This is a genomic window from Catenuloplanes japonicus, from assembly GCF_000717135.1.
Taxonomy (GTDB): Bacteria; Actinomycetota; Actinomycetes; order Mycobacteriales; family Micromonosporaceae; genus Catenuloplanes; species Catenuloplanes japonicus.
On record NZ_JNXY01000001.1, the window covers coordinates 556,582 to 572,425 of the forward strand.

Below are 15,844 nucleotides of genomic sequence, written 5' to 3' on the forward strand. Positions count from 1 at the left end.
CAGTTCCCTCACCACAGGCCGGCCAGCTCGCGGATGAGGCCGTCGCCTCGCCGGTGCGGGTCCGACAGCAGTTCCAGATCGCTGTCCACCATCATCGCGATCATCTCCTCGAAGGAGACCGCCGGCTTCCAGCCCAGCTTCTGCCGGGCCTTGGTCGGGTCGGCGCAGAGCAGATCGACCTCGGCGGGTCGCAGCAGCGCGTCGTCGATCACGACGTGGTCGCGCCAGTCGAGGCCGACGTGGGCGAAGGCCAGCTCGGCGAGCTCGCGCACGCTGTGCGCGATGCCGGTGCCCACGACGTAGTCGTCCGGCTCGTCCTGGGCGAGCATCAGCGTCATGCCACGGACGTAGTCACCGGCGAAACCCCAATCCCGGTCGGCCTCCAGGTTGCCCAGCCGCAACGTTTTCCGCAGTCCCAGTTTCACCGCGGCGGCGCCGAGGGACACCTTGCGGGTTACGAACTCCGGGCCGCGGATCGGAGATTCGTGGTTGAAAAGCATGCCGGAGACCGCGTACATGTTGTAGGACTCGCGGTAGTTCTGCACCGTGTAGTGGCCGAACACTTTGGCGGCGCCGTACGGACTGCGCGGATGAAAGGGCGTCAGCTCGTTCTGCGGAGTCTCCCGGACCTTGCCGAACATCTCCGACGACGACGCCTGATAGAACCGTGGCTGATTGGCGCCGGGCGTCTGCGAGCTGGTGATTCCCGCGACGATCCGGACGGCTTCCAGCAAGCGGAGCACACCCATCCCGGTGATCTCCGCGGTGGTGGTGGACTGCCGCCAGGAGACCGGGACGTAGGAGAGCGCGCCGAGGTTGTAGATCTCGTCCGGCTGTGCCTGTGCGACCGCGAAGACGAGGCTCGACTGGTCCAACAGGTCGCCGCTTATCAGCCGCACGTCCGGATGCGGCTGACGTGGTCCCCGTGCGGCCGGCGCTGTCTGCCCGCGCATCATTCCGAAGACGTCGTATCCGGCGGCCAGGAGGTGCCGCGCAAGATAGGTGCCGTCCTGGCCGGTAATCCCTGTGATCAGCGCTCGCCTAGTCAGGATAATCTCCCAGCCCTGAGACCACCCCCCGAGATATCTCATCGAAGGATGGCGAACTGCCGGACCGCCCGGGGGAATGGGCGTATGTCCTGTTGCCGTGGCTCACGTTACTGGAAGACGTTGCGGGTATCACCCTTCGCGAATGCGATATAGGGAGGCCACTAGTGGCGACGGCTAAACGCGCCGGGCGGGCAATCCGTGCCGTTTCAGGGCATGCTCCTCGAACGGCCGTCGAGGTCGCCCGCCGCGAACAGCGCCACGGCCCGGGTGCCCACCCGCGATTTCCGCCGGGGCCGCACGTCGCCGATCGGCGGGACCCGGCGTCCCCGCACGATCACCGCGACCACCGCGTCCGGGCGGAGCACGGTGGCGAGCGCGGTCAGCATTCCCGGCAGGCCGGCACCGGCGTGGTCGCCGGTCCAGTCGGTCTGCTCGCCGTAGGGCACGTCGGTCACCACGAGGTCGGGTGCGAATCCCTCGGCCGCGCGTGCGAGCGCGGCCGGGTCGAAGACGTCGGCGCGCCGGACCGAGTGCGGGACCGGGCCGCCGCCCTCCTCCAGCCGCCGGCTCAGCCGCTCGGACGCCGCCGCGGCCTCGACGTAGCCGGGCTTGCCGAAGCGCCGGGCCCGGTCGGCCAGTTCCGTGCCGCGCGCGGCCAGGCCACCGTCCGCCAGCAGGCCCAGGTTGGCTGATGCCAGCGTCAGCGCGTCGCCGTCGATGTCGGAGGCCAGCAGGGCCGCGATCCGCGGGCGGTGCAGGATCCCGAGCACGGTCAGCAGGTAACCGGAGCCGCAGCAGGGGTCCCAGAGGACGGCCGGGCCGGTGCCGCCGCGCAGGTCGAGGGCGGACTGGAACACCTCGGACGCGAGCCGGACCGGGAAGGCGGGAAAGCCCGGGGCGGAGCGTAGAACCGCACCGCTCGCAAGATCGCCGTAGTCGTCCCGTGCCGTTTCGAACCGATAACTCACCGTGCTCCCTACTCTCCGTGCATCAGCTTAGCAATCGGTGGGGCCGGCGCCGGATCGCGTTCCGAACAGGACACTAGCGACATCCCTAAGGGTTCGCCGGAGCGATGGAAGTGGCTGCTGTCCACGCCTAGCATTGCGCTCGTCACTCTCGGGAGCGGCTCGTGACCGGGCGTGAGCGGTCCTCGCCGGGTCCGGTGACCGCACCCGCCGCCCGATCGGCGGCAACCGGACGTCGTCCGTGTCCCACGCGCCGGCGGCCATATCGGAAGGGAAGCCCTGCCATGTTCAACCGACGTCAGCTGCTGGCGCTCGGCACCGCGGCGGCGACCGGTGTGGTGGCCACCTCGCTGTCGAAGGCGGCCACGCCGGGTGCGAGCGCCGCCGCGCCGGCCACCGACCATGCCGCGCACCTGGCCGCCGCCGGCGAGTTCGCGCCCCGCACCGCCACGAGCGGCCCGGTGGTCACCCCGTTCACGCAGTGCATGCCGGTGCCGCCGGTGCTGGTGCCCACGTCGACCGCGGGGGGCGTGGACGCGTACACGATCGAGGTGCGGCCGGCCGACGTGGAGATCGTGCCGGGCCTGCAGACCCCGGCGTACACGTACGCCGGGCACTTCACCGGGCCGACCATCCGGGCCCGCGCCGGACGGCCGGCGACGGTCGCCGTCACCAACCGGCTGACCACGCCGACCAACGTGCACCTGCACGGCGGCCACGTCGCCCCGGACAGCGACGGCCACCCGATGGACCAGCTCGTTCCCGGCGCGACCAAGGTGTACGAGTACCCGAACGCGCAGCGCGCCGCGACGCTCTGGTACCACGATCACACGCACGCGCTGGAGGCCGACCACGTCTACCGCGGCCTGCACGGCTTCTACCTGATCGAGGATCCCGCCGAGCGGCACCTCGACCTGCCGAGCGGTGACTTCGACGTTCCGATCATGCTGCGCAACGCGGAGCTGGACGCGGCCGGCGCGTTCGTCTTCGGCGGGCACCCGGACAACCGGACCGTCATCATGGCGAACGGGAAGGCGCAGCCGTACTTCCCGGTCGCGCCGCGCAGGTATCGGTTCCGGCTGCTGAACGCCGCGCTGAAGCACGTCTTCGTGCTCGGCCTGGGCGGCGCGGAGATGACCAAGATCGGTACCGACGGCGGGCTGCTCCCGGCGCCGGTCCCGGTCACCGAGGTGGCGATCTCCTCCGGCGAGCGGGCCGAGGTGGTGATCGACTTCGCTGCCTGGGCCGGTCAGGGCCCGGTCTACCTCTACGACGGGGCCAACCCGATCATCCGGTTCGACGTGGCGCCGCGCCGGGTGGCCGACCGGAGCCGGGTGCCGCGCACGCTGCGGTCGCTGCCGGCGCTCGGCACGCCGACGGTCGAGCGCACCCTGACGATGAGCATGGACATGACGCTCCGGCCGCCGATCGGGCTGATGAACGGGCGGCCCTACGACCCGGTCCGGGCGGACGTCTCGGTACGGCGCGGCGCCACCGAGATCTGGAACGTGGTCAACGAGGACCTGGATCCGGCGTTCCCGTTCGACCACCCGTTCCACATGCACCTGATGCAGTTCCAGGTGATCGGCCGGGACGGTGGCCCGCCGCTGCCGGAGGACGCCGGCCTGAAGGACACCGTCTACGTGGGACCGCGCGGCACCGTGCGGCTGCAGGTCACGTTCGACACCCCGTTCACCGGCGAGTACCTGGCCCACTGCCACTTCCTGGAGCACTCGGCGCTCGGGATGATGCTGCGGATGGACGTGCTGCCGTGACGGTCCGTGGGTGAGGGTTACTCCCGGCGTGCGCGCCGATCGACAACAGGGGATATGTGTGGAACCGAAAACGCTCAGTCCGCAACCGGTTGCTGTCGTCGGGATCGGCTGCCGGTTCCCCGGCGGCGTCAACTCCCCGGACGAGTTCTGGGAGCTGCTCTCCGGCGGGAGGAACACGACCGGGGAGGTTCCGGCCGGCCGCTGGGAGCCGTACCGCGACCTCGGCCCCGACTTCGAGGCGGCGGTCCGGCGGGCGAACCGGGCGGGCAGCTTCCTGGACGGGATCGACGGTTTCGACGCCGAGTTCTTCGGCATCTCGCCGCGCGAGGCGGAGCTGATGGACCCACAGCAGCGGCTGCTGCTGGAGGTCGCCTGGCAGGCGTTGGAACACGCGGGCATCCCGCCGCGCGGGCTGGCCGGCACCGACACCGGCGTCTTCGCCGGCGCCTGCACCTACGACTACGGCGCCCACCAGCTCGAGAACCTGCCGCACATCGACGCCTGGACCGGCATCGGCGCGGCCACCTGCGCGATCTCCAACCGCATCTCGCACGCGCTGGACCTGCGCGGGCCGAGCCTGACGGTGGACACTGCGTGCTCGGCGTCGCTGGTGGCGCTGCACCTGGCCGCGCAGAGCCTTCGCCTGGGGGAGAGCACGGTGGCGCTGGTCGGCGGCGTGAACCTCATCGTCTCGCCGGGCCAGTCGATCACTCTCGGCGCGGCCGGCGCGCTGGCCCCGGACGGGCGGAGCAAGTCCTTCGACGCCACCGCCGACGGGTACGGCCGCGGCGAGGGCTGCGGCGTCCTCGTGCTCAAGCTGCTGGCCGACGCGGAGCGCGATGGTGACCGGGTGCTGGCGGTGCTGCGCGGCAGCGCCGTGAACCAGGACGGTCACACCAACGGCATCATGGCCCCGTGCGGCACGGCCCAGGCGCACGTGATGGAACGGGCCCTGCGGTACGGAGGGGTCGAGCCGGGCTCGGTCGACTACGTCGAGGCGCACGGCACCGGGACGCCGCTCGGCGACCCGATGGAGGCCTCCGCGATCGGCGACGTGTACGGGCAGCCCCGCAGCGACGGTGACCCCTGTCTGATCGGATCGGTGAAGTCCAACATCGGGCATCTGGAGGGCGCGGCCGGCGTCGCCGGGGTGATCAAGGCGGTGCTCGCGCTCGGCCGCGGCGAGATCCCGGCCACGCTGCTCGTCACCGAGGTCAACCCCGCGATCGCGTGGGACAAGCTGAAGGTGCGCGTGGTGACCCGCAACGAGCCCTGGCCGGACCGGGACGGCCCGCGCCGGGCCGGCGTCTCCGGCTTCGGCTACGGCGGGACGGTCGCGCACGCGGTGCTGGAGCAGGCGCCGCCGGTAGCGCCGCGCGCGGTGGGCGCGCCGGCCGGGGCGTCGCTGTTCCCGATCTCCGCGGCTTCCGGCGCCGCCCTGCGCGATCAGGCCGCGGCGCTCGCCGACCGGCTGACCGACGACGCCGACCTGGTGTCCGTGGGTCACACGCTGGCGGCACGGCGGTCGCACCTGGCGTACCGGGCCGTCGCGGTGGCCGCCGACGCGCCGGGCCTCCGCGCCGCACTGCGCGGCCTGGCCGCGGGGGAGCCGGCCGGCGACGTCGTCACCGGCTCGCCGCTGGGCGACGTACCGAAGCTGGTCTGGGTCTTCTCCGGCCACGGCTCCCAGTGGAGCGGGATGGGCCGGGAACTGCTCGCCACCGAGCCCGCGTTCGCGGAGACGATCGACGCCCTGGAGCCGATCTTCCAGGAGGAGATCGGCTTCTCACCGCGGCAGGCGCTGCTCGACGGCGAGTTCGAGGCGGTCGACCGGATCCAGACGATGATCTTTGCTGTGCAGCTGGGCCTGGCCGCGATGTGGCGCGCCGGCGGGGTGACCCCGGACGCCGTGATCGGTCACTCGGTCGGCGAGATCGCCGCCGCCGTCACCGCGGGCGTGCTGACGGTCGCGGACGGTGCCCGGCTGATCTGCCGCCGGTCAATCCTGCTCCGGCGGGTGGCCGGCCGGGGCGCGATGGCAATGGTCTCGTTGCCGTTCGCGGAGGCGGCCGCGCGGCTGGCCGGCCGGGCCGACGTGGTGGCCGCGATCGCGTCGTCGCCGTCGTCCACCGTGGTCTCCGGCGACCCGGAGGCGCTGGACGCGCTGCTCCGGACGTGGGCCGCGGAGGGGCTGGTGACCCGGCAGGTCGCGTCCGACGTGGCGTTCCACAGCCCGCACATGGACGATCTGGTCGGCGAGCTCGCGGCGGCCGTCGACTTCACGCCGGGCAGCCCACGGATCCCGGTGTACCCGACCGCGCTGGACGACCCACGCGCGGCGATGACGGCGGACGGCGCGTACTGGGCCGGGAACCTGCGCAATCCGGTGCGGCTCGTCGACGCGGTCACCGCGGCGTCCGCGGACGGCTTCCGCGCGTTCCTGGAGGTGTCGCCGCACCCGGTGGTGACCCACTCGATCCACGAGACGCTGGCCGAGCTGGGCGAGGACACGTACGTCGGCGTCACGCTGCGCCGCCACCAGCCGGAGGCACACGGCTTCCTGACCGCGCTCGCCGGGCTGCACTGCGCCGGGGTGGAGATCGACCGGGACGCCCTGCATCCGGGGGGTGACCTGGTCACGCTGCCGGTCTACCGATGGCGGCACCGCAGCCACTGGCACTACCCGGCCCCGGTCTCCCGGGCCGGCGGCCGCGGCCACGACCAGGACTCGCACACCCTCCTCGGCGCGCGCCGCAGCCTCGCGGGCAGCGAGGTCCAGGTGTGGGGGACCGGCCTGGACGACGCGAACCGCCCGTACCCGGGCAGCCACACCCTGAACGGGGTGGAGATCGTGCCGGCCGCGGTGCTGGCGGTCACGTTCCTGGCGGCGGCGGAGCAGGACGGCGTCCCGCCGGTCCTGCACGGCCTGGCGATGCGGCATCCGCTGATGACGGCCGGCCGGCGGGAGATCCAGGTGGTCCGCGAGGACGGCGCCGTCCGGCTCGCGTCCCGGACCACCGGCGGGGATGCGGGCGAGGACCCGCCGTGGCTGGTCCACGCGGACGCCGCGGTGCGGGCGGGTGACCCGGACGCGCTCGCGGCGTGGAAGCTCGTGGACCCGGCGGAGCACCGGCTGGAACCGGCCGACCCGGCCCTGATCCACCGTCGGCTCGCCGAGGTCGGAGTGCCGTCGACCGGGTTCGGCTGGTCGGTGGACCAGCTGCTCGCGGGCTACGGGGTGCTGCGCGCCCGGGTCCGGGCCGCTGACACGTCCACCTGGGCGACGGTGCTGGACGCGGTGATGTCGATCGCGCCGGCCGCGTACCCCGGAGTGCCTCAGCTGCGCATGGTGGTGCAGATCGACGAGGTGGTCACCGATGGCCTGCCGCCGGAGACCGTCCTGGTCGAGGTCCGGCTCGACCAGGACCGACCGGACACGGTCGACGGCCTGGTCACGACCGAGGACGGCCGGGTGCTGGCCGCGCTGCCCGGCCTGCGCTACGCGGTGATCGACCAGCCGCCGGCCCCCGCCGCCGGCGACGAGACGGCCGGCCCGGATCCGGCGGTGTCCTTCGCCGGACTGCCCCTGCCCGAGCTGCGGGAGCGGGTGCTGGCCGAGGTCCGCACGCAGATCGCGGCGGAGATGCGGCTCGCGGCGGACGACCTGCACCTGCGGCGGCCCCTGGCCGAGCAGGGTCTGGACTCCGTGCTGACCGTGGTGATCCGGCGGCGGCTGGAGAAGCGGCTGGGGCTGGCGCTGCCCGCTACCGTCTTCTGGCAGCAGCCCACCGTGACCGCCATCGCGGACCACGTGACCGGGCTGCTCTCCGCAGCGGAGGCCGGGGCGAGCTGACCCGTCACACGCCACTGATCGAGGCGTTCCGTACGTCGTTTCCACGACGTACGGAACGCCTCGATCCTGTCGGTGGGTGGATCAGCGGGTCTTTCCGGACGGGCCGTGCACCGCGCCGGCCCACTCGAGGTGCCGGCTCTCGCGCAGCGACTCCTCGGCGTTCTGCTCCAGCCGGGCCATCGCGCGGCGCAGCAGCGGCGGCGCCATCACCGAGGTCAGCACGGCCACCAGCACGACGATGGTGTACGTCGCGGTGCTCAGCACGCCGAGCCGGAGCCCGATCATCGCGATGATGATCTCCACTACGCCGCGCGCGTTCAGCCCGGCGCCGATGGCGATCCCCTCCCAGTGCGGCCGGCGCCCGAGCCGTGCACCCAGGTACGCCCCGGTGAACTTCCCGACGATCGCCAGCGCCAGGATGACGACGCCCCAGAGCAGCACCACCGGGTCGGCGAGCGCGCGCAGGTCCACCCGCAGTCCCGCGCCGGCCAGGAAGATCGGGGCCAGCACGGACAGCACCACGGTCCGCAGCGGCGCGAGCCGGGCCGGGTCGGCGACGCCCGGCAGGCCGATCAGGACGCCGGCCACCAATGCGCCGAAGATCGCCTCGAGGGCCAGCGCCTGGGCCACCGCGGCGGCCAGCAGGATGGTGACGACCGCGACGACGGTCGCCGGACCGGCGTCGGAGGCCCGGTTGGCCCGGCGCATCGCCAGGCGGACGGCCGGTCGGCCGATCAGGGCGGCGGCCGCGACGAATCCGACCAGCCACAGGATCGAGACGACGACCTGCCCGGGTACGAACGTGTGCACGGCCAGCGAGGAGATGACCGACAGCAGGAACCAGGCCATCGCGTCGTCGATCGTGGCCGTGGCCAGGATGAGCTGGCCCACGTCGCGGTGCATCAACCGCATGTCGGTGAGCGTCTTCGCGATCACGGGCACCGCGCTGACCGCCATCGCGACGCCGAGGAACAGCGCGAACGTGGTCCGGTGCGTCTCGGCCGGGTAGAGCGCCTGTGGCACCACGTACCCGGCCGCGATACCGAGCGCCATCGGCAGGAGCAGGCCGCCGGTGGTGACGGTGACGACCACACCCCGGCGGCGCCGGACGATCGCGAGGTCGAGGTGGAGACCGGCGACGCCGACCAGGAGCACCACGGCGAACTGGCTCACCGCGTCGATCAGATGGACCTGGGCGGCGTCCGCCGGGAACAACCGGCCGCCTACGGAAGGGAATGCGCTGCCCAGCACGGAAGGGCCGAGCAGCACGCCGGTGAGCAGCTCACCCGCGACCGCCGGCATACCGAACCGCTGCGCCAGCCGGCCAAGCCCGAATGCCAGCAGGAGGAGGACACCGAGCTGAAGGAGGAGCAGCAGCAGCTGATCGGCCGACAGCGGTGGGACGGGAGCGGCTAGATACGTCACGTATCCGGTATGCCTTTCTGCGCGGGTCCACGGGCACCGCGGAGCTCACGGTCGTGTGATGGTCTCGATCTCGGGCAACGGGAAGATCAGCCGTGTTCCGGCCGCCAGTGTGGCGGCTTCCCGAGCGACGATCTCGTCGCGGAAGTGCCAGGGCAGCACCAGGTAGTAGTCGGGGCGTGCGGCCCGGGACTGCTCCTCACTGATGATCTCGATGTCGGTGCCGAGGGTCCGGGCGCCGAACTTGTCAGGGTTGCGCTCGGCCGCGTACCGGATCAGCGTGTTGTCGATGCCGGAGAACTGCAGCAGCGTGTTCCCCTTGGTCGACGCGCCGTAGATGTGCACGACCCGGCCGTCCTCGCGCAAGCCGTGCAACAGGGTGACCAACTCGTCGCGCCGCTGCCGCACCCGGGCCGCGAACGCGTCGTAGGGCGCGTCCGTGTCCAGCCGCAGCCGCCGTTCCCGTTCGGCCAGCGCCGGCACGGAGTCGTCCGCCCGGCCGGCGACCTCGGTCGACCGGGTGACGAAGCAGCAGATCGAGCCGCCGTTGACGCCGTTGACACCGGCCCGGACGATCTCCAGGCCGGCCTCCGCGAGGATCCGGGTCAGCGCGCCGAGCGAGTAGTACGAGAGGTGCTCATGGCAGATGCTGTCGTACCCGGTCTGCTCCAGCATCTCGGGCAGGTAGGAGACCTCGACGACCCAGACGCCGCCGGGCGCCAGCAGCCGCTCCACCTCACGGACGAACGCCACCGGGTTCTCGACGTCGTAGAACATGGCTATCGACGTGATCACGTCGAACCTGCCCGCCTCGTCCGCCAGCTCCTTGCTGGGGAAGAAGTCCCGGATCAGCGTGATCGTGTCCGGCGCGTCGTCGGCGGCGCTGGACGGGTCGATGCCCCACCGCTCCGCGCCGGTGTAGTTCTCCAGCAGCGTGCCGTCGTTGCAGCCGATGTCGAGCACCGCCGCCGGCTGCCCGCCGTGCAGTGCGACCGCGGACTCGACGATCCGGGCGAGGTGCGTACGCATGGTGTCGTTGATGCGGGAGCGGTACCAGTAGGTGTCGTACAGCAGGTCGCCCGGCAGCGTGTGGCGCAGCTGCACCAGACCGCAGGACGCGTCGGTGCATCGGGTGAGGTCGAGCGGGAACCGCTCGCCGGGCGGCGCCGGGAAGCCGGGCTTGACGAAGCTGCCCTGCAGGTACTGCGGCCCGAGATCGAGGACGGTGCGTAGCGGACCCTGGCAGATCCGGCAGCTCGTCCGCTCGGCGGCCACACCCCGCACATCCTCGTCGTAAGCAGCCGACGATTGGCTCACGTGACGTTCTCCTTCTTTCTGGCGACGAGCAGGATGTCCAGGTAGAACGGCTGTGCCGGACCTTCGCTGAGCCCGAGAGCGCCGAACGCGCGGTCGAGGTACTCGTCGAACGATCGCGGCCGGAGCCGGTCCACCAGCTGCAGCGTGTTCAGGACCAGCCCGACCGTTCCGGTCCGCGGCCAGCCGTGTTCCCGGCCGTACCAGCGCAGGAGCAGCAACAGCCCGCGCGGACCGCAGGTCAGCTTGACCGTGCGGTCGACGGTGAATCCGGCGCGCTCGGCCTGCAACGCCAGGCCGTCCGCGGTCCACCGCCACAGGTCCTGGCCGCCGTGCTCCTCCCACACCCCGTGGGTGGACAGGACCAGCCGGCCGCCGGGCCGTAGCAGCCGGTGCGCCTCGCGCAGGTACGCGTCCGCGTCGGCGACGTGCTCCAGGACCTGGGTGGAGAGCACGCCGTCGAACGTGCCGTCCGCGACCGGGCATCGCCCGTCGCGGTCCAGCGCGTGGTCGGCGGGGAACGACTCGCCGCCCGGGATGTCCGCGGTCTGCAACTCGGCCACGCCGAACAGGTCGCGGTACGGCGAGGTGCCCGCGCCGTAGTCGAGCCAGACCCCGGACACGCCGGACAGCGCCTCGGTCAGCGCCTGGCGCAGATCCAGGAAGTGTGCGTACGCCCAGTCGCCGGGGCGGGGGTCGACCCGTTCGCGGAACCGCTCCGCCATCACGGCGTCCAGCGACGGCTCGGCGGCGGGCCCGGCGGTGAAGCCCGGGATGCGGTTGAGCAAGCTGACCAACGCTGATCCTCCTCGTGCGGGAACCGCGGCGCGCCGGCACATCAGTCGTCCGGTGCCGCGGGACCCGGTACGGACGGCCGGGTGGTCAGGACGCGCGGGTCGGCATCGGACGGGCCGGGTTGGCGAACTCGATGACGATGGTGCGGCGCCACCGGTCGGTCGGGTTCGGGCCGGAACCGTGCACCAGCCGGACGTCGTGCACGATGACGTCGCCCACCTCGGACGGCACGGCCGTGCGGGGTCCCGCGTCCCGTACCGTCAGGACGTCGGCGTCGTCGGGGAGCAGGTGCGAGCCGGGTACGCCCTCCAGGCAGCCGTTCGCCGGGCCGGCCTCGTCCAGGCAGATGCTCAGGTTGCAGACCGTGTGCGGCGCCACGTTGAGCCGGTCGCGGTGCCACGGGAGCCCCGCCGCCCGGTTCGGCTCCTTCAGCACCAGCGCGAGGGCGGTGGGTACGACCGGCCCTCCGATGAACGTGGCGGCCAGCTCGGCCAGCTCCTCGCGGAACAGCAGCTCGCCGGCGGCCCAGTCCTGCTTCTCCAGGTTGTGGATCCGGTAGAGCACCGGGTCCTGGCCCTCGACGTCGTAGTTCCAGAAGTCCTCGGACCGGTACCCCCGGTCGGTGAACCGGGAGATCAGGTCGATCGCACCGGCCTTGAGCCGGGCCACCGCGTCGTCGGCGAAGATCGGCCCGGCGTTGACGAGGCCGTCCTCGCGGAAACGGCGGACCTGTGCGCCCAGCCGGGTCCGGCCGACCACCACGATGTCGCAGACGCCGGGCGTGGTGCGCTCGTGCAGCACCTCGATCTCGGTGAACCCGGCGTTCTCCAGCGCCGCGAGCAGCGACGGCCGGTCCAGCCAGCGCACGTCCACGCTCAGTCCGCGGGCCTGCGGCTCCGGGTGGTCCTCGCGGACGTGCTTGACCGAGTAACCGTCGAGCGTCTCCAGCCCGTCCGAACTGCCCCAGTAGTGGGTGGACAGGTAGATCCCGGCGGAGATGCCGGCGATGTCCTTGAGCAGCGCCCAGGGCTCCCGGACGTGGTAGAGCAGGCCGGCGCACATGACCGCGTCGAAGCGGCCCAGTGCCGGGAAGTCGAGCGCCTCCACGTCGGCGAGCCGCAGCTCGGCGTTCGGGACGCCGTGCACGTCGATCACGAACTCGGCGCGGCGCAGGTTCTCCGCGCGGCCCTCCAAGCCGACGACGTGCGCCTCGGGCTGCTGCCGGGCCAGCTCCAGCGTGTCCGCGCCTTCCAGCGCGCCGAGCTCCAGGACGCGGGTCGCGCCGGGGAAGGCCGCGTAGAACGCGCTCGCCCGGTCCGCCGGATGCTGGCTGAGCAGATAGCCGTGATCGGAACCCTCGGCATAACGAATTCCGTCGTAGTCGAATCCGTTGACCCAGGGCCCGAGTGCTGTCGCGCGGCGCCGAATGTCCTCACGTTCCATGGATTCCCAGCCTAAAGATCGATGGTGAGCAGGGGACTAGTGTTTCCACCACAGTCGGCGGGGTCGGGTTCGAGCCGCCTCTCGACGTGCCTGGCCCATTCCGGGACCTGATTGCCGCCGATCTCGATGTCGAACGACGCGTGGAGTTCGGCCGGCCCCACCGCGGCCGCCCAGGCCGCGGTCCGGGCCAGCCCGTCGGGCAGCGGGGTGTCCGGCCAGTCGCCGAAGATCTGCCGGGCGTCATCCGTCGCGGTGTAGGCCACCCGGACCTCGTCGCGGGCCGGCAGGTGCGCGATGGGGTGGTCCGGCACACCGGCCGCCACCCGTACCGCCTCGGCCAGCTCCAGCACCGTGCTGGTGCCGGCCGCGCCCACGTTGAAGCAGCGGCCGTGCGCGCGCTCGGTGCCGGGGACCCGGCTCACCACGTCCACGACGTCGCCCACGTAGGTGAACGCGCGGACCTGACCGCCGTCGCCGTACACCGTGATCGGTTCGTCGCGCATGATCTGGTTGAAGAAGATCGCCACCGCGTTCCGGTACGGGTCCCGCATGTTCTGCCACTCGCCGTAGACGTTGTGCATGCGGAACGCGGCGAACGGCAGGCCCTGCGTCCGCATCGTCACCGCGAGTTCGCGCTCGACGACGAGCTTCGCGTTGCCGTAGCTGTCCGCGGGCACCGGGACGGAGCTCTCCCGCATCGGCGTCGCGCCGTGCCCGTAGACCGCGACGGACGAGGCGAAGCAGAAGAACGACACTCCGGTCCGCAGCGACGCGTTGATGAGGTTGATGCTGCCCATCACGTTGGTGTTGTAGTTGAGCCGTTTGACCGAGTGGCTGATCGCCTCGGCGGCGAACGCCGCGAAGTGGAAGACGTGGTCGAACCGATGCTCGGCGAAGATCGAGTCGACCAGGTCGGCGTCCGTCACGGACCCGACGTGCAGGTCGACCCCCGTGGGTACGCGGGACCTGCTGCCGCCGCTGAGGTCGTCGAGCACGGCAACGCGGTGGCCGGCTCGTAACAGCCGTTCGACCAGGTGTGATCCGATGAATCCGGCGCCACCCGTCACCAGGCAGTGAGCCATCCGAAGCTCCTTCGAAGGTCGGGGCGACGTGCCATCAGCCGGTACGGACGTCGTCGAGTTGCGTGCGCAGCGGTTCCCACCAGTGCCGGTTCGCCCGGTACCAGTCGACCGTCCCGGCCAGGCCGTCGGCGAAGGAGACGCGCGGGGCGTACCCCAGGCCACGCAGCTTCGCGTCGGAGAGGGAGTAGCGGCGGTCGTGTCCCTTGCGGTCCGGGACCTGTTCGACGGCGTCCCAGCCGGCGCCGACCGCGTCGAGGAGGAACTTGGTCAGCTCCAGGTTGGTGAGCTCCGCGGTCCCGGCGATGTGGTAGACCTCGCCGGCCGCGCCTCGCTCGGCCACGGTCTGGATACCGCGGCAGTGGTCGTCCACGTGGATCCAGTCGCGGACGTTCCGGCCGTCGCCGTAGAGCGGGACCGGCCGGCCGTCCATCAGCCGGGTGAGGAACAACGGCACGACCTTCTCCGGGAACTGGTGCGGGCCGTAGTTGTTGCCGCACCGGGTGATCCGGACGGGCAGGCCGTGCGTCCGCGCGTACGCCAGCGCGATCAGGTCCCCGCCTGCCTTGGCCGCGGCGTACGGCGAGTTCGGGGCCAGCGGGCTGTCCTCGGTCCACGACCCGGTGGCGATGCTGCCGTAGACCTCGTCCGTGGAGACCTGGACGACGGTCGGGACGCCGGCGGTCAGGCACGCCTGCATGAGCGACTGGACACCCTGCACGTTGGTGCGCAGGAACTCGGCCGAGTCGGCGATGGACCGGTCGACGTGGGTCTCGGCCGCGAAGTTGAGCACCGCGTCGTGTCCGGGCACCAGGTCCGCGAGCAGCCGGCCGTCGCAGATGTCGCCGCGGACGAACGTGATGCGGTCCCGCACGGCGTCCAGGTTCGCCGGATTGCCCGCGTAGGTGAGCTTGTCCAGCACCGTGACCCGGCAGCCCCGCCACGCGGGGTACGCCCCGGAGACCAGCTCCCGGACGTAGTGCGAGCCGATGAAGCCGGCCCCGCCGGCCACGAGCACCCGCCGCACTAGACACCCACCCGTACTTCGCTGTGGTCCCCGAGCACGAACCGGTACGTCTGCGGCGCGCGCGGCCCCGGGACCACCCGCGCCTCGCGGCCGATCATCGACATCTCGATCCGGCCGACACCGTCGATGAAGGCGCCGCGGAGCACGATGGACTGTTCGATGTCGCTGTCGGTCACGGTGCAGTCGCAGTCGATCGAGGTGAACGGGCCCAGGCGCGAGTTGCGCACGATCGACCCGGCCCCGACCACGACCGGCCCGACGATCCGTGAGCCGGTGACGACGGCGCCGGCCCCGATCACGACCCGGCCGACTATCTCGGTGTCCGCGCTCACCGAACCGTTGACCTCGCAGTCGATGCTCTCCAGGACGAACCGGTTCATGTCCAGCATGTCCGCGAGGTTGCCGGTGTCCTTCCAGAACCCGGTGATGACCGTGGACCTGACCGGCCGGCCCTGGTCGATCAGCCACTGGATCGCCTCGGTGATCTCCAGCTCGTTGCGCCACGACGGTTTCAGCTCCGCGATCGCCTCGTGCACGGCCGGGCTGAACACGTAGACGCCCACCAGCGCGAGGTCGCTCCTCGGGTACTGAGGCTTCTCCTCGACGCCGAGAACCTGACCGTCCGGACCCATCTCGGCGACGCCGAAAGCGTGCGGGTTCTTCACCTGGGTCAGCATCAGCTGGGCCTGCGGGCGTTCCCGCCGGAACCGCTCGACCACGCCGTTGATGCCGCCGACGACGAAGTTGTCACCGAGGTACATCACGAAGTCGTCGTCGCCGAGGTAGTCCCGCGCGATCAGGACGGCGTGCGCGAGGCCACGGGGTGCATCCTGGGGAATATAGGTCACGTCCAGACCGAACTGCGAGCCGTCGCCCACCGCGCGCTCGATCTCCGACGCGGTGCTGCCAACGATGATGCCGACCTCCCGGATCCCCGCTTTGCGAATCGCTTCGAGGCCGTAGAAGAGGACCGGCTTGTTGGCGACCGGAATGAGCTGCTTCGCTGAGGTGTGGGTGATCGGGCGCATTCGCGAGCCGACACCGCCCGCCAGCACCAGACCTTTCACGAGGCGACCCTGGACGGTTGGACCGAGACCGGAAATCGAATCACAATGGACTCCG

Annotated in this window: 11 protein-coding genes; 2 read left to right on the top strand and 9 right to left on the bottom strand. The window is 71.7% G+C overall.

The genetic code is table 11. The features are described from left to right. Positions 1-8: 8 nt before the first annotated feature. The gene (locus tag OP04_RS02625; protein WP_085066154.1) at positions 9-1,091 is read right to left on the bottom strand and encodes a GDP-mannose 4,6-dehydratase; all 1,083 of its coding nucleotides are present in this window, start codon (positions 1,089-1,091) and stop codon (positions 9-11) included. 164 nt (positions 1,092-1,255) lie between these two features. After that, the gene (locus OP04_RS02630) at positions 1,256-2,017 is read right to left on the bottom strand and encodes an rRNA methyltransferase (RefSeq protein WP_033337727.1); all 762 of its coding nucleotides are present in this window, start codon (positions 2,015-2,017) and stop codon (positions 1,256-1,258) included. A 281-nt stretch (positions 2,018-2,298) separates the two neighbouring features. Here OP04_RS02630 and OP04_RS02635 point away from each other — a divergent pair, with 281 nt between their 5' ends. Together OP04_RS02635 and OP04_RS02640 are read left to right on the top strand one after the other, a co-directional pair. Further along, the gene (locus OP04_RS02635; RefSeq protein ID WP_033337728.1) at positions 2,299-3,789 is read left to right on the top strand and encodes a multicopper oxidase family protein; all 1,491 of its coding nucleotides are present in this window, start codon (positions 2,299-2,301) and stop codon (positions 3,787-3,789) included. Between the two features lie 58 nt (positions 3,790-3,847). Then, positions 3,848-7,642, top strand: a complete 3,795-nt coding sequence (locus OP04_RS02640; protein ID WP_033337729.1) for a type I polyketide synthase — start codon at positions 3,848-3,850, stop codon at positions 7,640-7,642. A gap of 81 nt (positions 7,643-7,723) precedes the next feature. Here the strand turns inward: OP04_RS02640 and OP04_RS02645 are convergent, their stop codons facing one another. The 7 genes from OP04_RS02645 to OP04_RS02680 all read right to left on the bottom strand — a co-directional run bounded on the left by OP04_RS02645 (position 7,724) and on the right by OP04_RS02680 (position 15,789). After that, positions 7,724-9,067 (bottom strand): cation:proton antiporter, encoded by a 1,344-nt coding sequence (locus OP04_RS02645; protein WP_033337730.1) that lies wholly within the window; start codon positions 9,065-9,067, stop codon positions 7,724-7,726. 45 nt (positions 9,068-9,112) lie between these two features. Then, positions 9,113-10,381 carry a class I SAM-dependent methyltransferase gene (locus OP04_RS02650; RefSeq protein ID WP_085066155.1) on the bottom strand — a complete coding sequence of 423 codons (1,269 nt, stop codon included), beginning with the start codon at positions 10,379-10,381 and terminating at the stop codon, positions 9,113-9,115. Then, positions 10,378-11,175 (bottom strand): class I SAM-dependent methyltransferase, encoded by a 798-nt coding sequence (locus OP04_RS02655; protein WP_033337732.1) that lies wholly within the window; start codon positions 11,173-11,175, stop codon positions 10,378-10,380. The genes OP04_RS02650 and OP04_RS02655 overlap by 4 nt, the downstream gene beginning before the upstream one ends. Before the next feature lie 85 nt (positions 11,176-11,260). Continuing rightward, entirely contained in the window at positions 11,261-12,616 is a 1,356-nt protein-coding gene (locus tag OP04_RS55415; protein ID WP_232323438.1) for a phytanoyl-CoA dioxygenase family protein, read from the bottom strand. Positions 12,617-12,627: 11 nt separating this feature from the next. Further along, entirely contained in the window at positions 12,628-13,698 is a 1,071-nt protein-coding gene (locus OP04_RS02670; RefSeq protein WP_051796976.1) for an NAD-dependent epimerase/dehydratase family protein, read from the bottom strand. A gap of 34 nt (positions 13,699-13,732) precedes the next feature. After that, positions 13,733-14,722: a dTDP-glucose 4,6-dehydratase gene (gene rfbB, locus OP04_RS02675; protein WP_033337733.1), complete on the bottom strand. Its 990-nt coding sequence runs from the start codon at positions 14,720-14,722 to the stop codon at positions 13,733-13,735. Continuing rightward, on the bottom strand, positions 14,722-15,789 hold the full coding sequence (locus tag OP04_RS02680; protein ID WP_033337734.1) for a glucose-1-phosphate thymidylyltransferase: 1,068 nt from the start codon (positions 15,787-15,789) through the stop codon (positions 14,722-14,724). The genes rfbB and OP04_RS02680 overlap by 1 nt, the downstream gene beginning before the upstream one ends. Between the last annotated feature and the right edge of the window lie 55 nt (positions 15,790-15,844).

Excerpts from the sequence above, each read along its gene's own strand:
- OP04_RS02625 (WP_085066154.1), bottom strand. The coding sequence starts at position 1,091 with ATGAGATATCTCGGGGGGTGGTCTCAGGGCTGGGAGATTATCCTGACT.
- OP04_RS02635 (WP_033337728.1), top strand. The coding sequence starts at position 2,299 with ATGTTCAACCGACGTCAGCTGCTGGCGCTCGGCACCGCGGCGGCGACC.
- OP04_RS55415 (WP_232323438.1), bottom strand. The coding sequence starts at position 12,616 with ATGGAACGTGAGGACATTCGGCGCCGCGCGACAGCACTCGGGCCCTGG.
- OP04_RS02670 (WP_051796976.1), bottom strand. The coding sequence starts at position 13,698 with ATGGCTCACTGCCTGGTGACGGGTGGCGCCGGATTCATCGGATCACAC.